General features: G+C 67.8%; 24 protein-coding genes. 13 read left to right on the top strand and 11 right to left on the bottom strand.

Annotation, left to right across the window (positions count from 1 at the left end; translation table 11 throughout):
* Positions 1-45: 45 nt before the first annotated feature.
* The 4 genes from U5A56_RS16005 to U5A56_RS15990 all read right to left on the bottom strand — a co-directional run bounded on the left by U5A56_RS16005 (position 46) and on the right by U5A56_RS15990 (position 3424).
* Entirely contained in the window at positions 46-513 is a 468-nt protein-coding gene (locus U5A56_RS16005) for a cupin domain-containing protein (RefSeq protein ID WP_321923333.1), read from the bottom strand.
* Positions 514-676: 163 nt separating this feature from the next.
* On the bottom strand, positions 677-2029 hold the full coding sequence (locus tag U5A56_RS16000; protein ID WP_124529302.1) for a pyridoxal phosphate-dependent decarboxylase family protein: 1353 nt from the start codon (positions 2027-2029) through the stop codon (positions 677-679).
* A gap of 20 nt (positions 2030-2049) precedes the next feature.
* Positions 2050-2349, bottom strand: coding sequence for an ArsR/SmtB family transcription factor (locus tag U5A56_RS15995; RefSeq protein WP_040139054.1), 300 nt, complete (start codon positions 2347-2349; stop codon positions 2050-2052).
* Positions 2350-2536: 187 nt separating this feature from the next.
* Positions 2537-3424 (bottom strand): LysR family transcriptional regulator, encoded by an 888-nt coding sequence (locus U5A56_RS15990; protein ID WP_321923331.1) that lies wholly within the window; start codon positions 3422-3424, stop codon positions 2537-2539.
* A 128-nt stretch (positions 3425-3552) separates the two neighbouring features.
* Between U5A56_RS15990 and U5A56_RS15985 the strand changes: the two genes are divergently transcribed.
* The gene (locus U5A56_RS15985) at positions 3553-4590 is read left to right on the top strand and encodes an aldo/keto reductase (protein WP_321923328.1); all 1038 of its coding nucleotides are present in this window, start codon (positions 3553-3555) and stop codon (positions 4588-4590) included.
* Positions 4591-4820: 230 nt separating this feature from the next.
* On the opposite strand, the gene U5A56_RS15980 is transcribed toward U5A56_RS15985, so the two are convergent.
* On the bottom strand, positions 4821-6299 hold the full coding sequence (locus U5A56_RS15980) for a PLP-dependent aminotransferase family protein (protein ID WP_321796170.1): 1479 nt from the start codon (positions 6297-6299) through the stop codon (positions 4821-4823).
* Between the two features lie 131 nt (positions 6300-6430).
* Here U5A56_RS15980 and U5A56_RS15975 point away from each other — a divergent pair, with 131 nt between their 5' ends.
* The gene (locus U5A56_RS15975) at positions 6431-6907 is read left to right on the top strand and encodes a GNAT family N-acetyltransferase (RefSeq protein WP_044845435.1); all 477 of its coding nucleotides are present in this window, start codon (positions 6431-6433) and stop codon (positions 6905-6907) included.
* Between the two features lie 45 nt (positions 6908-6952).
* On the opposite strand, the gene U5A56_RS15970 is transcribed toward U5A56_RS15975, so the two are convergent.
* Entirely contained in the window at positions 6953-7678 is a 726-nt protein-coding gene (locus tag U5A56_RS15970; RefSeq protein ID WP_321802931.1) for a class I SAM-dependent methyltransferase, read from the bottom strand.
* A 219-nt stretch (positions 7679-7897) separates the two neighbouring features.
* Between U5A56_RS15970 and U5A56_RS15965 the strand changes: the two genes are divergently transcribed.
* Entirely contained in the window at positions 7898-8908 is a 1011-nt protein-coding gene (locus U5A56_RS15965; protein ID WP_321923575.1) for a hypothetical protein, read from the top strand.
* 228 nt (positions 8909-9136) lie between these two features.
* On the top strand, positions 9137-9946 hold the full coding sequence (locus U5A56_RS15960; protein ID WP_321923326.1) for a TlpA disulfide reductase family protein: 810 nt from the start codon (positions 9137-9139) through the stop codon (positions 9944-9946).
* Between the two features lie 115 nt (positions 9947-10061).
* Here the strand turns inward: U5A56_RS15960 and U5A56_RS15955 are convergent, their stop codons facing one another.
* Together U5A56_RS15955 and U5A56_RS15950 are read right to left on the bottom strand one after the other, a co-directional pair.
* Positions 10062-10466: a hypothetical protein gene (locus tag U5A56_RS15955; protein WP_044845438.1), complete on the bottom strand. Its 405-nt coding sequence runs from the start codon at positions 10464-10466 to the stop codon at positions 10062-10064.
* Between the two features lie 413 nt (positions 10467-10879).
* Entirely contained in the window at positions 10880-11122 is a 243-nt protein-coding gene (locus U5A56_RS15950; protein WP_124487077.1) for a hypothetical protein, read from the bottom strand.
* Between the two features lie 19 nt (positions 11123-11141).
* Here U5A56_RS15950 and U5A56_RS15945 point away from each other — a divergent pair, with 19 nt between their 5' ends.
* The 3 genes from U5A56_RS15945 (at position 11142) to U5A56_RS15935 (ending at position 13419) form a co-directional block, all read left to right on the top strand.
* A complete protein-coding gene (locus U5A56_RS15945) occupies positions 11142-11531 on the top strand; it encodes a fucose-binding lectin II (RefSeq protein WP_044845439.1) in 390 nt (129 codons plus the stop codon).
* A 126-nt stretch (positions 11532-11657) separates the two neighbouring features.
* Positions 11658-12476 carry a fucose-binding lectin II gene (locus U5A56_RS15940; protein WP_321796156.1) on the top strand — a complete coding sequence of 273 codons (819 nt, stop codon included), beginning with the start codon at positions 11658-11660 and terminating at the stop codon, positions 12474-12476.
* 202 nt (positions 12477-12678) lie between these two features.
* Positions 12679-13419, top strand: coding sequence for a fucose-binding lectin II (locus tag U5A56_RS15935; RefSeq protein ID WP_321923322.1), 741 nt, complete (start codon positions 12679-12681; stop codon positions 13417-13419).
* 185 nt (positions 13420-13604) lie between these two features.
* On the opposite strand, the gene U5A56_RS15930 is transcribed toward U5A56_RS15935, so the two are convergent.
* Positions 13605-14975, bottom strand: coding sequence for a M23 family metallopeptidase (locus U5A56_RS15930; RefSeq protein WP_321923320.1), 1371 nt, complete (start codon positions 14973-14975; stop codon positions 13605-13607).
* A gap of 325 nt (positions 14976-15300) precedes the next feature.
* Here U5A56_RS15930 and U5A56_RS15925 point away from each other — a divergent pair, with 325 nt between their 5' ends.
* Positions 15301-16176 (top strand): mechanosensitive ion channel family protein, encoded by an 876-nt coding sequence (locus U5A56_RS15925; protein WP_124487080.1) that lies wholly within the window; start codon positions 15301-15303, stop codon positions 16174-16176.
* A gap of 54 nt (positions 16177-16230) precedes the next feature.
* Here the strand turns inward: U5A56_RS15925 and U5A56_RS15920 are convergent, their stop codons facing one another.
* A complete protein-coding gene (locus U5A56_RS15920; protein WP_321923318.1) occupies positions 16231-17376 on the bottom strand; it encodes a branched-chain amino acid ABC transporter substrate-binding protein in 1146 nt (381 codons plus the stop codon).
* 70 nt (positions 17377-17446) lie between these two features.
* The gene (locus U5A56_RS15915; protein ID WP_321923316.1) at positions 17447-18484 is read right to left on the bottom strand and encodes a histone deacetylase family protein; all 1038 of its coding nucleotides are present in this window, start codon (positions 18482-18484) and stop codon (positions 17447-17449) included.
* Positions 18485-18609: 125 nt separating this feature from the next.
* Here U5A56_RS15915 and U5A56_RS15910 point away from each other — a divergent pair, with 125 nt between their 5' ends.
* From U5A56_RS15910 to dbpA, 5 genes are all read left to right on the top strand, one after another.
* The gene (locus tag U5A56_RS15910) at positions 18610-19098 is read left to right on the top strand and encodes an Lrp/AsnC family transcriptional regulator (RefSeq protein ID WP_124487083.1); all 489 of its coding nucleotides are present in this window, start codon (positions 18610-18612) and stop codon (positions 19096-19098) included.
* 61 nt (positions 19099-19159) lie between these two features.
* Positions 19160-19489 carry a hypothetical protein gene (locus U5A56_RS15905; RefSeq protein ID WP_321923314.1) on the top strand — a complete coding sequence of 110 codons (330 nt, stop codon included), beginning with the start codon at positions 19160-19162 and terminating at the stop codon, positions 19487-19489.
* Between the two features lie 537 nt (positions 19490-20026).
* Positions 20027-21670, top strand: a complete 1644-nt coding sequence (mqo, locus tag U5A56_RS15900; RefSeq protein ID WP_321923312.1) for a malate dehydrogenase (quinone) — start codon at positions 20027-20029, stop codon at positions 21668-21670.
* Between the two features lie 508 nt (positions 21671-22178).
* Positions 22179-22376 carry a hypothetical protein gene (locus tag U5A56_RS15895; protein WP_044845448.1) on the top strand — a complete coding sequence of 66 codons (198 nt, stop codon included), beginning with the start codon at positions 22179-22181 and terminating at the stop codon, positions 22374-22376.
* On the top strand, positions 22373-23770 hold the full coding sequence (dbpA, locus tag U5A56_RS15890; protein WP_321923310.1) for an ATP-dependent RNA helicase DbpA: 1398 nt from the start codon (positions 22373-22375) through the stop codon (positions 23768-23770). The genes U5A56_RS15895 and dbpA overlap by 4 nt, the downstream gene beginning before the upstream one ends.
* Positions 23771-23928: the final 158 nt, after the last annotated feature.

Raw genomic sequence — 23928 nt, 5'->3', positions numbered from 1 at the left:
TCCCGCATCATAAGCATGACGACGGCCGATGCGGATGCGTGCCGTCTACGGCCGTTCCGGCAGGTCGACGAAATCCTCGAGCTCGCCGGCGATGTAAAGCCGCTTGCCGATTCTCGGGTATTCGCAGACGTCGTGTTCGAGGCGCTGGCCGAGGATGAACAGTTCCAGCGGCACCTCGCCGGTGTTCTGCAACGTGTGTGCGTCGCCGCCGCGCGGAAAACCGAGGAAATCGCCCGGCCCGATTTCGCACGTGCGTTCGCCGATCGTGACCGAGCCGGTGCCGGACAGCACGTACACGCATTCTTCCTCGTACAGGTGGCGGTGATACTCGGCCGATTCGTGCCCGGGCATCAGCGTGAGCAGGTGCGCGCCGATCTGCGTGAGGCCGGTCAGGTCGCTGAGCTGTCGTTTGAGGCGAACGGCATTGGGATTGAGCGAATGCACCGCGCGCGTCGGTTCCATCTTCGCGATGTCGGCGGCTTTCAGCAGCTCCCGGGGAGGTGTCGTGGACATGGGGATCTCGTCGGCGTGAATGCTGCGGTTGGGCGCGCCGCCCGGGCGGGCACGGCGCGCATGCCGCATTATTGTCCGACATTTTCACGCAGACGAGCCGCACATCTCCAGATACGGATAGCCGGCGGCGGCGGCACGCGCGCGACGCATTCGCCGCCGCCGCTCAACCGACGTGCACGCCGCGCAGCGTCGTCAGCAATGCGACGAGACGGTCGACGTGCTCGTCCTCCGTGCGCCACGACGACACGCTGATCCGGAACGCCGGCCGCCCCTGCCATACGGTCTGGCCGAACCATACGTCGCCCGAGTCCTGCGCGGCCTGAAGGATCGCGATCGTCTCGTCGTCGGTGCCGGCGCGCACGAGCACCTGGTTCAGCACGACACGGTTCAGCACGTCGTAGCCCGCCGCGCGCAGGCCGTCCGCGACGCGCTGGGCCTGTGCGCAATGCCGCTCGACCATCGTCGCCACGCCGGCGCGGCCGAGCGCACGCAGCGCGGCCCACACCGGAATGCCGCGCGCACGCCGCGAGAATTCGAGGTTCAGGTTCTTCTGCGCATCCTGCGCGCCGCTCAGGTAGACGGCATCGCTGTTCATCGCGGTCGCGAGCGCGGCCGCGTCGCGGCAGATCACCATCGCGCCGTCGTACGGCGTGTTGAGCCACTTGTGGCCGTCGGTGGTCCAGCTGTCCGCGCCGTCGATGCCGTCGGTCAGCGCGCGCTTCGACGACGCGCGCGCCCACAGCCCGAACGCGCCGTCCACGTGCACCCACGCGCCGGCGGCCTTCGCGCGCGGAATCAGCGCCGCGAACGGATCGAATTCGCCGGTGTTCACTTCGCCGGCCTGCACGCAGAGGATCGTCATGTCGTCGAGCGGCGGCAATTGCGCGGGGTCGATGCGGCCGTGCGCGTCGACCGGCGCGACGATCAGGCGCTTCATCCCGAAGCCGAGCACGCGCAGCGCCTTCTTCACCGTGATGTGCGCGAGCTCCGAGAGCACGACCTTCACCTCGGGTGCGCCGATCAGGCCGTCCGCGTCGACGTCCCAGCCCTTGCGCGCGAGCAGCGCACGCCGCGCGGCCACCAGCGCGACCAGCGTGCAGGCCGTCGCGCTCGTGCCGAAGCCGACCGCGCTGCCTTCCGGCAGCCCGAGCACGTCGACGACCCAGCGCGCGGCCTGCCGCTCGATCGTCGCGGCCACCGGCGAATTCGCGAACGACGACGCGCACTGGTCCCACGCGAGCATCAGCCGCTCGGCGGCGGCGGCGGCCGGCAGCGTCGCGCCGATCACGAAGCCGAAGTAGTTCGGGCCGTTCGATGCGACGGTCGCGGGCGTGCCCTTGTCGTCGAGCAGGCGCAGCACGTCGTCGGCCGGGCGGCCCGCATCGGGCAGTGGCTCGTCGAAGGCCGCAAGACCCGCGAGCGCCGCGGCGTCGGGATAGGCGCGCCGTTCGTCGGTCGCGGCGAGATACGCTTGCGCGCGCCGGTCGGCATCGGCCAGCAGGGCGAGTTCATCCATGTCGATTGCCTCTGTGAAGATCAGAGTTGCAGGAGGTCGCGGCCCAACCGATGCAGCGCATCGTCGATCCGCTTGTAGTACGTGAACTTGCCGACGCGCGTCGCCCGCACGAGCCCGGCATCCGCGAGGATCCGCATGTGGCGCGTGGTCGTCGCCGGCGCGATGCCGAGCTTCTCGGTGATGTACGTGCAGCACACGCCGAGCTCGTCGAAGTCGCCGTGCGGCTGCGGCGGGAAATGCTTGCGCGGCTGCTTGAGCCAGCGCATCACGGCCAGACGGCTTTCGTTGGCCAGTGCGCTGATGCGGGTGACGTCGTCCATGGTTCCGGTCTCGTTTGACGTTTTGAATATTAGCTAAATGACGAAACGTGGACAACCCGCTTCGCGGGCGATCTTGCGTTCGCTGGCGCGGGGGAAGCGGCCCCGTTCCGCTACCGCGTCGCATTTGGCGTCATCGCGTCGGACGCTGACGCGCAAACGCATCGGCCGCGGCGCGATCCAGTTGCGCTCACCCCGCCGCCAACGCCTGCGCCAGCCGTTCGATCAGCGCCCGCACGCGCCGCGGCTGCACCGCACCGCCCGGATAGACGATCTGCAGGTCGACTTCGCCCGGCGAGAACTCGCGAAGGATCTCGACCAGCGCGCCGGACGCCAGATCCTGCTCGACGTCGAGCAGCGACTTCAGCGCAATCCCGTGCCCCGCGACGCACCACGCGCGCACGAGCGCGCCGTCGTTGGCGACGCGCCGGCCGCGCACCGTCACGCGCTTCGGTTCGTCGTCGATACGGAACGGCCACTCGGCATACAGTTCCTGGCCGAAGCGCATCACGATGCAGTCGTGCGCGGCAAGCTCGGCCGGATGCCGCGGCGTGCCGTGGGCGGCGAGATACGCAGGCGCGGCGCACACCACGCGGCGCGAGCGGCCGAGCGAGCGGCTGCGCAGCGCGCTGTCCGCGAGCTTGCCGCGACGGATCGCGAAGTCGAGCCCCTGCCCGACGAGATCGACGTAGCCGTCGCCGAGATGCAGGTCGACCGTGACGCCCGGGTGCTCGGCCAGGAACGCGTCGACCACCGGCACGACGCGCGCCTGCCCGAGATCGGCCGGCGCGCTCAGCCGCACGGGCCCCGACAGCGTCTGCGCGCCGAGCCGCACGCGGCTTTCGAGTTCGTCGGCCTCGGCGAGCAGGCGCCGCGCGCCCGCGACCAGCGTGCGGCCCTCGTCGGTCAGGCTGATCGCGCGGGTCGTGCGCGTGAGCAGCGCCGCGCCGTAGTGGCGCTCGAGCGCCGTCAGCCGTTCGGAAACCGTCGCCGGCGACAGGCCGATCTCGCGGCCGGCCGCGGCCAGCCCGCCCTTCTCCACGATGCGCAGGAACAGCGCCAGGTTGTCGAGCAGCATTCTTCGCTTCCTCCGAAGGATATTTTCGAAGTCTGCCCAATTATCCGGATGAACCGCAAGCGCTAGAGTGAACGCTCACCTTGCCGACGCCCGTTCGCGCCGGCCTCGACGACGAGAGGACACCCGCCATGGAATACCGCACGCTCGGCCGCTCCGGCCTCAAGGTTCCCGCGCTGAGCTTCGGCGCAGGCACGTTCGGCGGCACCGGCCCGTTGTTCGGCGCCTGGGGCAACACGGGCGTCGACGAAGCGCGCCGGCTGGTCGACATCTGCCTCGAGGCCGGCGTCAATCTGTTCGACACCGCCGACGTGTACTCGGACGGCGCATCCGAGCGCGTGCTCGGCGCCGCGATCCACGGCCGGCGCGACCAGGTGCTGATCTCGACCAAGACGGGCCTGCCGACCGGCGATGGCCCGAACGACGCCGGCACGTCGCGCGCACGGCTGATCCGCGCGGTCGACGACGCGCTGCGCCGCCTCGATACCGACTACATCGATCTGCTGCAGCTCCATGCGTTCGACGCGGCCACGCCGGTCGAGGAAGTGATGTCGACGCTGGACGATCTCGTGCGCGCGGGCAAGCTGCGCTACATCGGCGTGTCGAATTTCGCGGGCTGGCAGATCATGAAATCGCTCGCGGTTGCCGACCGGCACGGCTGGTCGCGCTACGTCGCGAATCAGGTCTACTACTCGCTCGTCGGCCGCGACTACGAGTGGGACCTGATGCCGCTCGGCGCGGACCAGGGCCTCGGCGCGCTGGTGTGGAGCCCGCTCGGCTGGGGCCGGCTCACCGGCAAGATCCGCCGCCACGCGCCGCTGCCCGAACGCAGCCGCCTGCACGACACGGCCGGCTTCGGGCCGCCGGTCGACGACGAACGGCTGTACGACGTGGTCGACGCGCTCGACGCGATCGCCGAGGAAACCGGCAGGACCGTGCCGCAGATCGCGTTGAACTGGCTGCTGCAGCGCCCGACCGTATCGTCGGTGATCATCGGCGCGCGCAACGAGGAACAGTTGCGCCAGAACCTCGGTGCGCTCGGCTGGTCGCTGACCGATGCGCAGGTCGCGAAACTCGATGCGGCGAGTGCGATCGAAGCGCCCTATCCGCACTTCCCGTATCGCCGGCAGGACGCGTTCGCGCGGCTCAATCCGCCGATGCGTGGGTAGGCGGAGCAGCGGACCGTCGCGCTCCGATGCAGTGACGCGACGACGCGACGACGCGACGACGTAGCTACGTAGCGACGTAGCGTCGTAACGGCGTAACGGCCTAGCGACATAGCGACATAGCGGCGTAACGGCATAACGGCATAACGGCATAACGGCATAACGGCATAACGGCGTAGCGTCGTAACGACGTAACAACGTAGCAACGTAGCGACGACACGGCACAACGACCGTCACCGCGCGGCCAGCACGCGGTCGATCATCTCACCGATCCGCCGCGCGAGCCCGTCCATCCGCTCGGCCGGCACGCCGCCGTAGCCGAGCACGAGCCCGTTGTAACCCGCCGCGGTGCCCGGCAGGCAGAACGACGACAGCGGCCGCAGGATCAGCCCGTGCGCCTGCGCGACGCGGCTCAGTTCCGTGTCGGCCACCGGCACGTCGAGCCGCGCGGACAGATGCATGCCGCCCGCGCCGCCCGACACCGTCAGCCGCGTATGCAGCCGCCGCGCCAGCGCGTCGTGCAGCGCGTCGCGCCGCTCGGCATACACGCGGCGCATGCGCCGCAGATGCCGCGTGAAATGCCCGGCGTCGATGAAATCCGCGAGCGCGCGCTGCTCGACGGCGCGGCCCTGCAGCATCAGCGCGCCCGCCGCGTCGCGCAGCGGCTGCGCAAGCGCGGCCGGCACGACCATGAAGCCGAGCCGCAACGCCGGAAACATCACCTTGCTGAAAGTACCGAGGTAGATCACCGGCGCGTCGTCGGCGAGCCCCTGCACGGCCGCGTGCGGCGTGCCGTGGTGGCGGAACTCGCTGTCGTAGTCGTCCTCGACGATCCATGCGCCGGCCGCGCGCGCCTGCGCGACGAGCGCGAGCCGCCGTTCGAGGCTCATCACCGCGCCGAGCGGATATTGGTGCGACGGCGTGATGTAGACGAGCTTCGGCGGACGAGCGCGCCAGTCGTCCGGATGCGGCGCGAGCCCCTGCGCATCGACGCCGATCGGCTCGACGCGCAGGTCGGCCGCGAGAAACGCGTTGCGCGCGCCGTGGTAGCCGGGATTCTCGATCCATGCGACATCGCCCGCGTCGGCCAGCGCGCGGGCGCACAGGTCGAGCGCGCCCTGCGTGCCGTCGGTGACGATCACCTGCGCGGCGTCGCAGCGCACACCGCGCGACGCGCGCAGATAGCCGGCGATCGCATCGCGCAGCACCGCGTCACCTTCCGCGGACTGATAGCCGAGCTGCGCCGGCCCCGCCGAGCGCCATGCGCGCTCGACGCAACGCCGCCACTGCGCGAGCGGGAACGCGTCGACGGCCGGCACGCCCGGCATGAACGGCAGCGATTCGTCGAGGCCGCTCGTCGCGCGCTCGGCCTGCGCGACGCGCCGCGACAGCACCGCCGTGGCGCCGGCGGGCGCCGCGGCGGCGACCTGCGACCCGCGCAACCCCATCCGGGCGACCACCGTGCCCTGCCGCGTGCCGGTCACGAACCCTTCCGATGCGAGCCGCTCGTACGCGTACAGCACCGAGTTGCGCGCGATGCCGAGCTCGTCGGCCAGCGTGCGCGATGCGGCAAGCCGCGTGCCCTCGGCGATCCGGCCGCTCAGGATCGCGTCGCGCAGGCACGCGTACAGCCGCTGCTGCTGCGACATCCGCGTGGCCGCGTGCGGCCCCGCTTCGCGCTCGAAGGTCGACAGCAGCAACGCGTAATCCATCGTGGCTCCAGATTGTGTGGATGTCATGGGTCTACACATGGTGCCACGAACTTTCTATCGTAGAGGTCTGCGCGCGTTTCCGGTCGTGCCGGCAACGCTTCACTCCATCCATCCTCGAAAGGTTCGCGACCATGAACGCTACCGACACCGGCCTGACCGTACGCCCCGTGCGCGAAGACGATTTCGACAACTGGCTGCCGCTGTGGGACGGCTATAACCGCTTCTACGGCCGCTTCGGCGATACCGCGCTGCCGCGCGAGATCACGCGGCTCACGTGGTCGCGCTTCTTCGACGGCTACGAGCCCGTGCATGCGCGTGTCGCGGAACGCGACGGCCGGCTCGTCGGGCTCGTGCACTTCCTGTATCACCGCAGCACGACGCTGGCCGGGCCGACCTGCTATCTGCAGGATCTCTTCACGCTCGAGCGCGAACGCGGCAAGGGCGTGGGCCGCGCGTTGATCGAAGCCGTGTACGACGCCGCGCAGGCGCAGCGCGCCGAACGCGTGTACTGGCAAACGCACGAGACGAATCGCACGGCGATGCGGCTCTACGACACCGTCGCGGAGAAAACCGGATTCGTGATCTACCGGAAGGTCTTGCCGCGCTGATCATGCGGCGTGCCGCAGGCCGCACGCCGCGCGGCCGCGGCGGTTTCAATCCAGCGGCCGCGCCTTGATCCACAGGAACAGCGGCACGCGCGACCACTGCTTCAGCGTGTCCGTGTCGGCGCGATCGGGCGGCGGCTCGCGCAGCGACACGATCGCGAAGCCGGCCGCCTCCAGCGCATCCATGTAGGCCTGGAGCGGCAGCGACCAGCCCGCGAAGTGCATCGACAGCCCGTCGCGCGTTTCCACGCCCTCGAAATGCTCGCTGCCGAAATACGTGCCTTCGAGCACGAACGGCGCGTCGGGCTGCGGCCCCGCGAAACGGCCGCGATCGCGGAATGGATGCACGAGCGACACGAACAGCAGCCCGCCCGGCTTCAGCACGCGACGTGCCTCGCGCAACGCGGCCGCCATGTCGTCGAGGTCCATCAGCACGTTGTATGCCATCACGATGTCGAAGCTGGCCGGATCGAACGGCAGCGAGGCGGCATCGGCGAGCGCGTAGCGGTGCGCCGATGCCGCGCGACGCGCGGCGTCGAGCATCGCGGGCACCGCGTCGCTCGCGGTCACGTCGTAGCCGAGCGCCTTCAGCTCGCGGCTCACGCGGCCCTCGCCGCAGCCGATCTCCAGTGCGCGGCCGGTGCCGCGGCCGAGGTAGGCCGCCAACCCCTCGCGATACTTCCAGAATGCATCGTGGCCCGGCCTGCCGGCCCAGTCGATCCATTGGTCGGCGACGTGCGTCCAGTGTTCGGTGATGGCTTTGCTGTCGGTCATGTTCGCTCCCCGATCGGTGTTCGTCCTGCTGGTTCAGGATGCGCATGGTAAGCCGAAGCGGCGGTGCGCGTGAGCGCGTCGCGCGGCACGAGGCCGCCGCGGCCGGTTTCCGTTTCCGGCGGCGGCGTTCTACAGTTCTTACGACGGACGACATGCGCCGCCACACATCGTTCGCGTTCGGCGCGCGTGCCGATACACCCCCGATTCCGAGGAACGTCCATGCCGAGTATCGTCGCCGGCCCCGCCGATCTGCCGCCGAGCCCCGTCGCCGCCGAAACGCGCATGGTGCACGACGTCGCCACGCTGCAGCCGTCGGACTACCGTTCGGCCGACGGTGCATCGTGGGTCATCGCCGCCCTCACGCCGGCGCCGGACAGCGGCAAAAACGTGACCGGCAATACCTACTTCGATACCGCGAAACGGCAAACCGTCGCAGTGCCCGACGCGCGTCGGCGTTACGCGAACCGCGGCACCTGGCAGGTTATCGCGAGTTCCAGCCCGGCGGTGCCCGCCACCGGCCGCTACGACTGGCTCACGCTCGCATGGCTGCCGATCAACGGACGGCCGCTGCCACAAACGCCCGAGCATCTGTATTCGCCGTTCATTCGCGGCGGCACGATCGTCTATCGGTGGAATCCGGACGCGCAAGGCGGCGAGCAGTTCGGCAACGTGCGGATGATCTTTCCGGCGTGGCAGCAGCAGGTCGCGGACGTGCTGCGCGGCGCGCCCGGCGACGTCGCGCAGGCGGCGGCGGCGTCCGCATCGGCGCTCGATCGCGTGCAGCAGGACAGCAATCCAATGGCCGCCGTGCTCGACTTCGCCGCCGCGCTGCATGAGGAACCGGCCGACCGGATCGCCGCGCGCCTGCCGGCATTGCTGCGCGCGAGCGACCTGCACGAAGTGTCGGCGATCGTGTTTCAGTGCATCGCCGCATCGCGAGAAGCGGACCGGCCGCGCTTCGTCGAGGCGATCAACGGGTCCGTCGCCTCGATCGACGACGGCGCGCGCTTGCTCGCGATCGCCTACGGCGCCTTCGCGGCCGGCAGGGCGAAGCCGCGTCCGTTCAGTGATGCCGAACAGGCCGCGCGCATCAACGATGTGTTCACGGCCTTGAAGCAGCGGACGTCGGCACTCGGCGTGCCGGCCGGACAGGGTTCGCCGTGGTACGAATTCTTTACCGCGTACCGGCTTGGCGGTGCGCCTTCCGGCTCGAGCGGAAGTAGGCAGTAATTACCGGGCCTGCGCGATCGTCGGTCGGCCTGATGCGTCGCGAGACTTCGACGAAAACGACGTCGTCCTGAATGCCGGCGCCCGGCATGCGATTCGCACGCGTCGGGCGGTGCATGCGCTCGGTCACCAAGGGAACCCGGGTGCGTCCCGTAGGGTCGAAACGTCACATGACCGTCGACGGCATTGCGATCGCCGGTCGATCCACGATCCCCGCACCCTTTTCTCCCCATGTTGAGCATCGGTCCCTTCTCGATCCGCGTCGTCGCGGTAGCCGCCGCCGCGCTGCTGGCGTGGCTCGTTGCCCGCTTCATCCAGCGCCGCCCGCCCGATGGACATCACAAGAGCGCGTCGAGCCTGATCCTCGACGTGCTGCTGCTCGGGCTGGTCGCCGCGCGTATCGGCTATGTCGCGCAATGGTGGCGCGACTACGCGACGACGCCGCGCGCCATCGTCGCGCTCGGTGACGGCGGCTTCGACTGGCGCATCGGCATCGCTGCCGCGCTCGCGTTCGCCGTCTGGCGGCTGCGTCGCCTGCCCGCGCTGCGCAAACCCGTGGCGGCCGGCATCGTCGCGGGCCTCGCCGCGTGGGGCATCGCGCAAGGCACGCTGGCGACACTGCAGCGCACCGCGCCGCCGTTCGCCGCGCTGCAGCTCGAAACGCTCGATGCGACGCCCGTCCTGCCGCAACGCTTCGCAGGCAAGCCGGTCGTGGTGAACCTGTGGGCGACGTGGTGCGCACCGTGCCGGCGCGAGATGCCGCTCCTCGAACAGGCGCAACGCGATCATCCGGGCATCACGGTGCTGATGCTCAACCAGGGGGAAAACGCGCGGGCCGTGCGCGCGTTCCTCGAACAGCAGGGGCTGCGCTTCGACAACGTGCTGCTCGATCCGTCGTTGCATGCGATGCATGCGTACGGATCGCGCGGGCTGCCCACGACGCTGTTCTTCAATGCGAAAGGCGAGCTCGTCGAATCGCACATGGGCGAACTCACCGCCGCGCGATTGAAGGATGCGGTGGCGCAGCGTTTCGGTCAGTGATGCCGTCGGCCGCCTGCTCGACGCCACGATCGATCGCCGATGGCAGCGCGCGTTCCCGCAGCCGCGACCGACTCGACCGCCGACACGCCGGCACTTCGACCGCCATCGGCTACGCTTACGGCCTCGACAACACCATCACCCGCCCCGACACGCGCTGAAGCTTCAGCCACCCCGTGTCGGCGGTAAACCTGAGCTGCTGCAACGGGAAATCGAATCCCGCCTTCTGCGCGGCGCTGACCACCGCATCGGCGATCCAGCGAATCAGTTCCTTTCCTTCGTCGGTCGTCTGGTGACCGTTCTGGACACCATAGAAATAGCGGTTCCCTGCGTTGACCTCGTTCTGCAGCTGCATCCAGTGCCCCGGGAGGCCGGGCAGGGTCCTGAACAGGTCGGCCACGCGCTGCGTCGTCAGGCCGCGCGCCCACAACGCGCCGTTCACGGCGGGCCGCGCCAGGTTGTGACGGTCTGCGTCCTGTGCCTGTCCCTTGATCTCGCCTTTCAGACTATCGGGTTTCGTCATCGCACTGTCCTCGTGAGGGCCCGGTAAAGGGCCAATTGAATGAATAAATCCGCCGAATAGCGAGCGCACGCGCGTCTTGCACGATACCGCCAATCTCGGAATTGATCGCCTGTCAGGTATATCAGGCAGCGCTTGGCAATGTCGCGCGCAAAAATCAGCCGCGTCCGATAGGCGTCGCGACAGCAGGCCGATATGCTTCGTCGGGTGCGGTGCCGGTGAAATGCCCTGTTCAAGTTCGGAGTAAGCCGGTCATTGAGCTTCGTCGGCGCCGCACCCCGCTTCGTTGCGAGCCGGCTTCGACGCGGGCGCCCGAAGGTGGCCGTGGGCGCGGCCACGACAGGGAAAGACGATGTCGAAACAGCACGCTGCCCTGAGCGAACGCCGAGCGTCTGCGTAGAAACCGCATCTTCCCGTCATTCCCGCCTGCACACCCCGCCATTATTCAAAAAAGCGTGACACGCATCGATATAATTTCCGAGATATATCGAACGACGCTCCATTGAATATTCACCATTAAATCGAACTGTTTCGGTTTCCGATTTTCTGAACAATTCCCATTCCCGGTCGAATATTTTTTCATTTATTTTTCGCCATGCTGACTGAACCGTGTTTGAAACTGCAAGCGTTTGCGAGACACGGTGAAGTGCCTTATCCATCGACCTCCAGGAGGAAAGCATGGCCGAATCTCAAACGTCTTCGAATCGCGCCGGCGAGTTTTCGATTCCGCCGAACACCGACTTCCGCGCGATTTTCTTCGCGAATGCTGCCGAGCAGCAGCACATCAAGCTCTTCATCGGCGACAGCAAGGAACCGGCCGCTTATCACAAGCTGACCACGCGCGACGGCCCGCGCGAAGCCACGCTGAATTCGGGCAACGGCAAGCTGCGCTTCGAAGTGACGGTAAACGGCAAGACGTCGGCCACCGATGCGCGCCTCGCGCCGATCAGCGGCAAGAAATCGGACGGTTCGCCGTTCACCGTCAACTTCGGGATCGTCGTGTCGGAAGACGGTCACGACAGCGACTACAACGACGGCATCGTCGTGCTGCAATGGCCGATCGGCTGACCTGACGCACGATCGGCGGCCGGGCCGTGCCGGCCCGCCGTCGCCTGGCCGGCCAGCGGTTCGCGCTCATCAAGCGGGCCTCACGCAGCACCCCAATCCAAAACAGCGTTATCACAGGAGACTTCCATGCCGCTTCTTTCGGCTTCGATCAACAGCGCACCCGTCGTCACGTCCGAGACGTACGTCGACATCCCCGGCCTGCATATCGACATCGCCAACGCAGAGATTCGCGACGGGAAACTGCAGGTCATCCTCAACGTGCCGACGCCGTACGCGACCGGCAACAATTTCCCCGGCATCTATTTCGCGATCGCGACCGACAAGGGCGTCGTCGCGGACGGCTGCTTCACCTATTCGTCGAAGGTGCCCGAAAGCACCGGGCGCATGCCGTTCACGCTCGTCGCGACGATCGACGTCGGCAGCGGCGTCACGTTCGTGAAAGGGCAGTGGAAAAGCGTGCGCGGCAGCGCGATGCATATCGATTCGTACGCGAGCATTTCCGCGATCGGCGACACGGCCGCGCAATCGTCGTCGCAAGGCGGCGGGAATCAGGGCACCGAAACCGGCGGCGGTGCCGGCAACATCGGCGGCGGCGGCGAACGCGACGGCACGTTCAACCTGCCGCCGAACATCAAGTTCGGCGTGACCGCACTCACCAACGCGGCAAACGACCAGACGATCGACATCTACATCGACGACAACCCGAAACCGGCCGCCACGTTCAAGGGCGCGGGCGTGCAGGACCAGAACCTCGGCACGAAGGTGCTCGACTCCGGCAAGGGGCGCGTACGCGTGATCGTGACGGCGAACGGCAAGCCGTCGCGCATCGGCTCGCGGCAAATCGATCTCTTCAAGAAGTCGTACTTCGGAATCGTCGGCTCGGAAGACGGCACCGACGACGACTACAACGACGGCATCGTGTTCCTGAACTGGCCGTTGGGCTGAACCCGGCGATGCGCGGCGCGGCAACGCGTGCGCGCCGCCGTCGAAGCCGCAATGGCGACGGGGCCAACCGCCGCGGCCACCCGTTGTGAAGCGATTCATTCGAGCAGTCATTTGCAGTCCCACGCCGCGCTCCGCGCGCGACGACGGCGAGATCCGCTCACCGGCCGCGCGATGCGAGACATTCCATCAAGACGAGGAAGACATGTCACAACCGTTTACCCATGACGATCTGTACGCCCTGCTGCAACTTGCCGGCAACGATGCAACCGCCGTGCAATCGAACGGCGATCAGGCCGTGCTCGACCGGATGCGTCAGTTCATGACCGCGCAGCTCGTGGAAAAGCTGCCGCAATACGATGTGTTCGTCGACATTGCAACGATCCCGTACAGCTTCGATGTCGGCAGCTGGCAGAACAAGGTGAAGGCCGATGCGGCCGCGCAGGTGATCGCCTGCACGGTGACGTGGGCCGGCGCGCCCGGCGTGCTGCCCGGCGCGGCAGCGAAGTTCGGTGTTGGTGCGGTGGTCAATTACTTCTCGAAGGCGACGCCGCAACCGCAACCCACGCAGCCGGGCACCACGACGACCGGCGGCGGCGAACGCGACGGCATCTTCAACCTGCCGCCGAACATTGCATTCGGCGTGACGGCGCTCGTCAATTCGTCCGCGCAGCAGACGATCGAAGTCTTCGTCGACGACAACCCGAAACCGGTCGCAACGTTCCAGGGCGCCGGCACGCAGGACGCGAACCTGAACACGCAGATCGTGAACTCGGGCAAGGGGAAGGTGCGCGTGGTCGTGACGGCGAACGGCAAGCCGTCGAAGATCGGTTCGCGCCAGGTCGACATCTTCAAGAAGACCTATTTCGGGCTGGTCGGCTCTGAAGACGGTACGGACGGCGACTACAACGACGGCATCGCGATCCTGAACTGGCCGCTGGGTTGACGGGCTGACCGTTAAACGGAAGGCAAGCGCTGGGCGCCGATTCGCCCGGCGCTTGCCTTTATTGCTTCCGATGCCCGCCGGGAATACCGTGCACGCGCGTGATGAGCACCGGATGGATAGCCTGAAACATCACGTCGTCGCGCCTGCACACGGTACGCCGGGCAAGCACGCGCGACGTCGCGACATCAGCCGTCACGCCGGGCGCCACGTTGTGACATCGCGAGCGGCGCCGTCAAGCTGGCCGCGGCCAACTGCGTGCGCGCGGCGTAGGCCACGCGGTTGAACGCGACACGCTGCTCACCCTTCAGTTTCGCTGCCTTCGACGCCTGCACGAGGCCGATCGGATCGACAAGACGACCATGTCGCCGGACCTCGAAGTGCAGATGCGGGCCGGTCGCGGTCCCGGTACTGCCGACCGCGCCCACCCGTTGACCGCGGGCGACCCGCGTACCGGTTCGCAGCGTGGGCTCGAACGCCGACAAGTGCGCGTAGTACGACGCATAGCCACCGTCATGACGGATCACCACATACTTGCCGTAACCGCGCGGCTCGGTGCCGATGAACGTCACGACGCCGCGCTCGGAGGCATGGACGGCGCGCCCTGTCGGCGCGGCGAGATCGACGCCCGAATGCACGTGGCGCGCGCCGGTCACCGGATGCACGCGCGCGCCGAAGCGCGAACTGGTGCGTGTCGACCGGACCGGCATCGCGAACCGGGTGCCGTCGAACGGCATGCCGTCGAGATCGTAATAGGCGCCCGGCACCCCCGCTCCGGGGGCGAACCACACGGCCGCGACGCGCTGGCCGCGAAAGCGGACGTCGAGCGCCGTCACGCGCACGCCGCCCGGCAGTGCCGCATCGTCATCGGATTCGAATGCGACACGGAAGGTGTCGCCGGTCGCGCCGTGCAGCTTCGGGTCGATACGACCGGCCAACATGCGCGTCAGCTGCGCCACGACACCGTCGGGCAATTCGGCACGCGCCAGCGACGCACGCAGGCTGCCGGTGATCGCCCCGGCCCGCGTGCCGCTCTCCTGCTCCGCGAGCACGAACGGTTGCGCGGACGCCAGATCGACCCGACGCGATGCGAATGCCGAAGGCGCGCCGATCGCGTGCAGATGCGATGCAAACCCATAATCGAAACGCCCTGCGTAACCGCGCTCGATCGCACCCCGCGCCGCATCGCAAAGGACAACGTACGGCGCACAGGCGCCGGCACGCACGACGAACCTGCCGGGATAGGCCTCCGCACGCACACGCACCGCCTGCGAATCCGCCACGATGCGCGGAACCACGGTCGACGCAAGCAAGCCGCCCCAGACGGTGCGGGCGGAATTGAAGAAAGGCACGTCGACAAGGTCGGCCGCTTGCGCCGCCACGGGCGCGGACGGCTCGGCATCGGTGGATGCCAGCGCCATCGCGCCGTGCGTGCCGGCAAGCCACGCCGCCGCAACGACACCGCGCACCAGCGCGCGGCGAACGGGAAAGCGGATGGCGCCGCGTTGCGCGGATCGACCTCGTTCGCGTGCGAGACGTAAACACAGGTCGAACCGCATCGCGTCGTCACTCGCTATCTATGAAAACTGGAAATGAACCGGGTATCGCGGAGGAAAGAGCGTCGCGATCCGGTAGCCTGGAGGCGAGTGTACTGGCGCGACCAACACCGCTGAATAGGACCGATCCGATTTGGTCAGATGTTGTCTTAGTACATGAACGAAAGATAAAAGTCGCCGCAAAAAATGCGCGGGATGCGCCCCTTCGGTCGAGTGACACCGCGCATGGCTGTACAGTCGAGGGTTGCCCGCGCACGCACGCATGCCCGCCCGGCCACGGCGGGTGCGCCGCCCGTCGCGCCTTCTGTCCTCAACCCGGAATCCCGTCATGTTTCTCGATCATCTTCATCCGGAACGCTGGACGTTCCTGTGGAACGCGTTGTCCACGCTGTCGCTCAGGCTCTGCGCCGCCCTCGCGCTGCTCGTCGCGGGCTGGTGGCTGTCGAAACGCATCGGCAACTGGCTGAGCCGGCTGCTCGCGAACAAGGAGCGCGTCGACGACACGCTGCGGCCGATCCTCTGCGACGTCGCCGTGTGGGGCATCCGCATCGTCGCGATCGTCGGCGCGCTGTCGCAGCTGGGCATCGAAACCGCGAGCATCGTCGCGGTGCTCGGCGCGGCCGGCCTCGCGATCGGGCTCGCACTGCAGGGCACGATGCAGAACATCGCGGCCGGCATCATGCTGTTGCTGCTGCGGCCGTTCAAGGTGGGCGACTACATCGACGGCGGCTCGAGCGTCGCGGGGACGGTGGACGAAGTCGGCCTCTTCATGACGCGGCTGACGAAGCCGGACGGCATCTGCGAATACGTGCCGAACAGCGCGCTGTGGGGCAGCGCGATCCGCAATTACACGCGCAATCCGACGCGCCGTCTCGATCTCGAGGTGGAAGTGTCGGTGCACGACGACATCGATCGCGCGCTCGACGCGCTGCGCGCGCTGGCCGAAGCCGATCCCGACGTGCTGACGGAACCGGCACCGGACGTGATGGTGATGCGCTTCGACGACAGCACGGCGATCGCGAACATGCGCGTGTGGACGCACACCGACAAGTTCTGGGCGATGCGCTGGCGCCTCGCGCGCCAGGTGCGCAAGACGCTCGCCGACGCAGACTGCGCGTTGCCGATCCGCACGCGCGAACTGCACATCGTGCACGACGCCGAACAGCAGCGCCGGGCCGACCCGCGCCGCGTACAGGCGTCGTAAGACGTCGGGGCGCACGAGCGCGCATGGCGCACTGCGCCGTGCGTCCCGCTCGCGTCACATCCTGACGATATCGAGCAGCGCCTTCTTGCCGCTCTTGTAAGTGAATACCGAGATCGCACCGTGCTTCAGGTCGCCCTGCGGCGTGAAGCTCGTTTCGCCGATCACGCCGCGATAGTCGGTCGCCGGCATCGCGGCCAGCACCTTCGCCGGCTCCGTCGAGTTCGCGCGCTTCATCGCGTCGACGATGATGTACACCGCGTCGTACGAGAACGGCGCATACACCTGCATCGGCTGGCGATAGCGCGCCTCGTAACGCTTCACGAACGCCGCGCCGCCCGGCATCTTCTCGAGCGCGATGCCGGCTTCCGAACACACGACGTTGTCCGATGCCGGGCCCGCGAGCTTCGGCAGGTCGGTCGAGCACACGCCGTCGCCGGCGAGGATCTTCGCGCGCATGCCGAGCTGGCGCGCCTGCTTCGCGAGCGGACCGCCCGTCGCGTCCATCCCGCCGTACATGATCGCGTCGGGGTTCTCGCCCTTGATCTTCGTGAGGATCGCGCGGAAGTCGATCGCCTTGTCGTTGGTCGCATCGCGCGAGACGATCTTCATCCCGGCCGCTTTCGCCGCCTTTTCGAATTCGGTCGCGAGGCCCTGCCCGTACGCGGTCGAATCGTCGACCACGGCGACCGTCCTGATGCCCAGGTTCTTCGCCGCGTACATCGCGAGCGCGGGCCCTTGCTGCGCATCGGTCGCGACGACGCGATAGGTCGTCTTGAAGCCCTGCTGCGTGTAGGTCGGGTTGGTCGCGGCCTGCGAGATCTGCACGACGCCGCCGTCGCGATAGACGCGCGATGCGGGAATCGACGTACCCGAGTTGTGATGGCCGACGACGCCGACCACCTTGTCGTCGACGAGACGCTGCGCGACCTGCGTCGCGGTGCGCGGGTCGCCCGCGTCGTCCTGCGCGTCGAGCTGCAGCGTGACCTTCCTGCCGCCGATCACGAGCCCCTTCGCGTTGATTTCCTCGACCGCGAGCCGCGCGCCGTTCTCGCTGTCCTTGCCGAGATGCGCGATCGCGCCGGTCAGCGGCGCGACGTGCCCGATGCGCACGATCTCGTCCGCGTGCGCGGACAGCGCGAATAGTGCACACGCCAGCGCGACCGCGCATGCCGTCTTGTTCCGATGCCTATTCCGATTCATGTTCGTCTCCTTCATTGTCGCTGTTGGTTCGTGATCCATACCATCGTCGATTGCAGGCAAAGCGATGCGCTCACGCGCGCCCTTCGAAGCCGAGCAGCACGTTCACCGCGTTGATACCGATTTCCTCGACCATGTAGCCGCCTTCCATCACGAACAGCGTCGGCAGGTTCAGGTGCGCGAGCGCTTCGCCGATCCGCAGGTAGTCGGGCGAGCGCAGCTTGAAATGGCTGATCGGATCGTGCTCGAACGTGTCGACGCCGAGCGACACGACGAGCAGGTCTGGCGCGTGCTTCGCGATCGCGGCAGTGGCCTGGCCGAGCGCCGCCGAGTAGGTATCCCACTGCGTGCCCTTCGGCAGCGGCAGGTTCAGGTTGAAGCCCTCGCCCGCGCCCGTGCCGCGCTCGTCCGCGTAGCCGGAGAAGTACGGATACGACACCGCCGGCTCGCCGTGCAGCGACGCGAACAGCACGTCCGAGCGGTCGTAGAAGATGTCCTGCGTGCCGTTGCCATGATGGAAGTCGACGTCCAGCACCGCGACGCGCGCCGCACCGCTCGCGATGCCGTGCTGCGCGGCGATCGCCGCGTTGTTCAGATAGCAGTAGCCGCCCATGTACTCGCGGCCCGCATGGTGGCCGGGCGGACGGCACAGCGCGAACGCCGCGCGCATGCCGCCGTTCGACAGCAGGTCGGCGCCGGTGAGCGCCGAGTTCGCACTCGCGCTCACCGCGTCCCACGTACCGGCGTTGATCGGCGCACCGGCATCCATCGCGAAGAAGCCGAGCTTGCCGTCGATGAAGTCGGGCAGCGTCGCCCCCGACGGCATCGCGCGCACCGGCCACACGAGCGGCAGCGCCTGGCAGGTGCGGCCGGTCGCAGCCCATTCGTCCCATGCGCCGGCGAGAAAGTCGACATAGCGCGCGCTGTGCGCGCCGGCATAGCTCGCGCGGTCGAACGCGCGCGGCGCGATCACGTCGCCGAGGCCGGCCGCGCGGACCTGCGCGAGCACCGTTTCGGCGCGAAGGGGGTTCTCGAACGAATCGGTGATCGCGCCGTCCTTCAGTTCGACGCCGCGATGCAGATGGTGATCGCTGCTGTAGACCGTGAGCATGGTTGACCGTTGCAGTGAAGGCTGTGAGGGGTGGCAACAGTCTATTAAGGCCAGCCGGCAATAACTTTGCTTTTCAACTCTTCGTTTCGTACAATTTTGAGAAAACCGTCTACGGAGACCCGGAAATGAGCAAAAATCGCGCTTCGGTGGAGCTGGACGGCGTCGATCGCGCGATGCTCCGCCTGCTGCAGGAAGACGGCGCGCTGTCCAACGCGACGCTCGGCGAACGGTTGGCGCTGAGCGTCACGCCGTGCTGGCGGCGGCGCAAGCGGCTCGAGGACGAAGGCGTGATCACCGGCTACCAGGCGAACCTCGACCGCCGCGCGCTCGGCATGAACGTGTTCGCGTTCGTGCAGGTCACGTTCAACATGCATTCGGACCAGGATTCGGATCACTTCGAGGACGTGATGCGGCGTCACGACGAAGTGACGTCGTGCCACAAGATCACCGGCGCGGCCGACTACATCCTGCAGGTCGTCGCCGCCGATCTCGACACGTATGCGGAATTCGTCGAACGCGTGCTGCGAAAGCAGGCCGGCGTGTCGTCGATCCAGTCGAGCCTCGCGCTGCGCGAGGTCAAGTTCTCGTCGCGCGTGCCGGTGCCGGACGCGTGATCGATCAAGCGCCCGCGCACGGGCATCCGCTGTCGACCTTCATCCCATGGAGCGCTACCGCATGAAACATTGCATTCCTTCCGCGCCGCTTGCCGCCGCGATCGCTCTCGCGTTTGCATTGGGCGCGTGCGCGACGCAACCGCCTGCCCCGCTTCCGCCCAATGTCGCCGGGCAGGACACGCAAGGCACGCAGACCGCCCAGGCTACCGAAGCCGCCCCGCCAATGGTCGGCGGCGATCGCGACGCGCATGGCTGCATCGGCGCGGCCGGCTATGCGTGGTGCGAAACGACCCGACAATGCGAGCGCCCGTGGGAACTCGCGAAGGCGCATGGTTTCGCGAACTCGGCGCAGGGGTACGAGCAGTTCTGCCGGAACGGCGCAGCGAAGTGAAGGAATGCGATGTGACCGGGTCGCGATGCAACGTCGCGCCCCGATGAAGCGCGAGCGCGATGCGCGCCATGCCCGTCGCGCGCGTTTCGCCCCGCTGATCCCGCCTTTTTTCCCGTTCCGCGCATCGTCATTCCGGAAACCCGGACACACAAAAAACCCCACGAAATCAGGGATATTCCGCGCGAGCGACACGGCAATCGAGTTCGGTTATATTACGCGCCCCTTGCCATCCCGCCCCGCGGAACGCATTGCGCGCGGCCGCTTTCGACACGGCCTGAAACGCCTTCCGGCGAGGCCCGCAGCAAGGGCCTGCGCGCCCGTCGCACGACCGTGAAGCAGCTGATTGCACGAGCACATGAAGCCGATCCGAAGGTGTCCTTCGCAACGGCTTCGCGTGCGCAAATGCAACGGTGAACATGGTCGGTCCGGAATTCCGGATTCGCGGTCCGGATCTCCGGATGCGCGATCCGGTTGCGAATCCGCATCGGCCGGGCGGCATGGCAAACCGATGCATCCAAGTTGAAAAAGGGATCTGCTGTGATCAAAACGTTACGGGTAATACTGTCGGCGCTCGCGCTGTGCGTCGCGACGTCGTCCGCGCATGCCGCCGATACGAAGAAGGTCGACGTCCTGCTGGTGGGCGGCGGCATCATGAGCTCGACGCTCGGCGTGTGGCTGCACGAGCTGCAGCCCGACTGGTCGATGACGATGGTCGAGCGCCTCGACGGCGTCGCACTGGAAAGCTCGAACGGCTGGAACAACGCGGGCACCGGCCACTCGGCGCTCGCCGAGCTGAACTACACGCCGGAGAAGGCGGACGGCAAGATCGACATCTCGAAGGCGATCGAGATCAACGAGTCGTTCCAGATCTCGCGCCAGTTCTGGGCCTGGCAGGTCCGGCAGGGCGTGCTGAAGAACCCGCACTCGTTCATCAACTCGACGCCGCACATGAGCTTCGTGTGGGGCAACGACAACGTCCGCTTCCTGAAGAAGCGCTACGACGCGCTGCAGGCGAGCCCGCTGTTCCGCGGCATGCAGTATTCGGAAGACTACGACCAGATCAAGCAGTGGGTGCCGCTGATGATGGAAGGCCGCGACCGCAATCAGAAGGTCGCGGCGACGTGGACGCCGATCGGCACCGACGTGAACTTCGGCGAGATCACGCGCCAGTTCGTCGGCTACCTGAAGACGCAGCCGAACTTCACGCTGTCGCTGTCGAGCGAAGTGCGCGAGATCTCGCGCAACGCGGACGGCACGTGGCACGTGTCGTGGGTGAAGCTGCATTCGGATGAACCGCCGCAGGCCGTCGACGCGAAGTTCGTGTTCATCGGCGCGGGCGGCGGTGCGCTGCACCTGCTGCAGGCGTCGGGCATCCCCGAGGCCAAGGATTACGGCGCGTTTCCCGTAGGCGGCTCGTTCCTCGTGACCGACAACCCCGAGGTCGTGAAGCGCCACCTCGCGAAGGCGTACGGCAAGGCGTCGGTCGGCTCGCCGCCGATGTCGGTGCCGCACCTCGACACGCGCATCATCGACGGCAAGAAGATCATCCTGTTCGGGCCGTTCGCGACGTTTTCGACCAAGTTCCTGAAGAACGGCTCGTACTTCGACCTCGCGAAGAGCACCAACCTGCACAACGTCGCGCCGATGATGCGCGTGGGCGTCGACGAATTCCCGCTCGTCGAGTATCTCGCCGGACAGCTGATGCTGTCCGACGACGACCGCTTCAACGCGCTGAAGGAATACTTCCCGGACGCGAAGAAGGAAGACTGGCGCCTGTGGCAGGCCGGCCAGCGCGTGCAGATCATCAAGCGCGACCCGAAGAAGGGCGGCGTGCTGAAGCTCGGCACCGAGATCGTCAGCTCGCAGGACGGCAGCATCGCGGGCCTGCTCGGCGCATCGCCGGGCGCGTCGACGGCCGCGCCGATCATGCTGAGCCTGATGCAGAAGGTGTTCAAGGACAAGGTAGCGACGCCCGAATGGCAGCAGAAGCTCCGCCAGATCGTGCCGAGCTACGGCACGAAACTGAACGACAACCCGGCGAAGGTCGTCGAGGAATGGACCTATACGAGCGGCGTGCTGCAGTTGTCGCCGCCGCCGAAGATCGACCTGACGGTGCCGTCGCAGGCGACGGGCACGGCTCCGGCGCGTCCCGCGAAGGCGGCGGCCGACATGGCGCTGTAACGCGTCCGGTCCCGTTTCGCCGCATCGCACGGCCGCCCTTCGGGGCGGCCGTTTTGCTTGGCGGGACGGCGCGGCGTGCTCCGTCCTGCGGAGACTTTCGGCTGCTGTTCTGCCCGTCGCACCGCTGCCGATTGTCCGCTGCTGGCCGTTCGTTGCTGGTCGTTCGCTGCTGGTCGCTCGCTGCTGGTCGTTCGCTGCTGGTCGTTCGCTGCTGGTCGTTCGCTGCTGGTCGTTCGCTGCTGGTCGTTCGCCACCGGTCGTTCGCTGCCAGCCGAACCGCAGGCGATCGCGCCCGCTACCGGCCAAGCGCGGCCGTTCGTCCCCAGCCGCCCTCCCGCATCCGCTAGAATTGCGGGCACGCGCGACACCGTCGCCACCGATCCACCATCCGCATCGACGCGGTCCACGCGACCGCCGGTGCGGCCCGCGCCCGAGCCGCGCGAGCGCCGCACTTCGTTGCCGCGCCCGCCCGGGCGCGCCACCAACCGAATTCAGCTGGAGAAAGACCGTGTTTACTTGCCGAAACCAGAGCTGCGGCACGCAGTGGGAAACGTCCGACGTCGTCATCAAGGACGAAGGCCAGGGGCTGCTGTTCCGCTGCCCGCTGTGCGGCGCGCGCAACTATCTCGAACGCTTCGAGGACGATGAAGGCAACGTCGCCTACGAACAGATGGAAGGCAAGCCTTACCTCGGAGACCTCGAATGACCCAGCCGACCGCCACGCCCTTCGGCGCGCTGCCGCTGACGCCCGCCACGCTCGCGAACCTCGCGCAGCTCGGCTATGTCGACATGACGCCGATCCAGGCCGCGAGCCTGCCGATCGCGCTGGCCGGCCAGGACCTGATCGCGCAGGCGAAGACGGGCAGCGGCAAGACCGCCGCGTTCTCGCTCGCGCTGCTGGCGCGCCTCGACACGCGCCGCTTCGACGTGCAGGCGATGATCCTGTGCCCGACCCGCGAACTCGCCGACCAGGTCGCGCAGGAAGTGCGCCGCCTCGCGCGCGCCGAGGAAAACGTGAAGGTGCTGACGCTGTGCGGCGGCACGCCGATGCGCCCGCAGGCGCAGAGCCTCGAGCACGGCGCGCACATCGTCGTCGGCACGCCGGGCCGCATCATGGATCACCTCGACCGCCGCAACCTGAAGCTCGACGCGCTGAACACGCTGGTGCTCGACGAAGCCGACCGGATGCTCGACATGGGCTTCTTCGACGACATCGCGAAAGTCGCGCGCATGTGCCCGACGACGCGCCAGACGCTGCTGTTCTCGGCGACCTACCCGGACGGCATCGCGAAGCTGAGCCAGCAGTTCCTGCGCAATCCGAAGGAAGTGAAGCTCGAGGAGCGCCATGACGACAGCAAGATCCGCCAGCGCTTCTACGAAGTGACGGAAACCGAGCGGCTGCACGCGGTCGGCCAGTTGCTGAACCACTACCGGCCGGTGAGCACGATCGCGTTCTGCAACACCAAGCAGCAATGCCGCGACCTGCTCGACGTGCTGCACGCGCAGGGCTTCCACGCGCTCGCGCTGCACGGCGAGCTCGAACAGCGCGAACGCGACCAGGTGCTGATCCAGTTCGCGAACCGCAGCTGCTCGGTGCTGGTCGCGACCGACGTGGCCGCGCGCGGGCTCGACATCGCGCAGCTCGAGGCCGTGATCAACGTCGACGTGACGCCCGACCCCGAAGTGCATGTGCACCGTATCGGCCGCACCGGCCGCGCGGACCAGGAAGGCTGGGCGCTGAGCCTCGCCAGCATGGACGAGATGGGCCGCGTCGGCGCGATCGAGCAGGCGCAGAAGCGCGACGTCGAATGGCATCCGCTCGCGGAACTGAAGCCGGCCGGCAACGACACGCTGCTGCCGCCGATGGAAACGCTGCAGATCCTCGGCGGACGCAAGGACAAGATCCGCCCGGGCGACGTGCTCGGCGCGCTGACCGGCGACGCGGGGTTCGACGGCAAGCAGATCGGCAAGATCAACGTGACCGAGTTCTCGACCTATGTCGCGGTCGAGCGCGGCGTCGCGCGCGACGCGCTGCGCAAGCTCAATGCGGGGAAGATCAAGGGCAAGCGGGTCAAGGTCCGGTTGATGGACGAGGAGTGACCTGAAGTGGGGGGGGGGGGGCCGCCCCCCCCCCCCCCCCCCCCCCCCCCCCCCGCGGGCGGGGCCCCCCCCCCCCCCCCCCCCCCCCCCCCCCCACCCCCCCCCCCCCCCCCCCCCCCCCCCCCCCCCCCCCCCCCCCCCCCCCCCCCCCCCCCCCC

This window comes from Burkholderia sp. BCC1998 (assembly GCF_905339875.1).
GTDB lineage: Bacteria > Pseudomonadota > Gammaproteobacteria > Burkholderiales > Burkholderiaceae > Burkholderia.
Note: the sequence above shows the minus strand (reverse complement) of the source record. Positions and strands in the feature narration are given on the sequence as shown.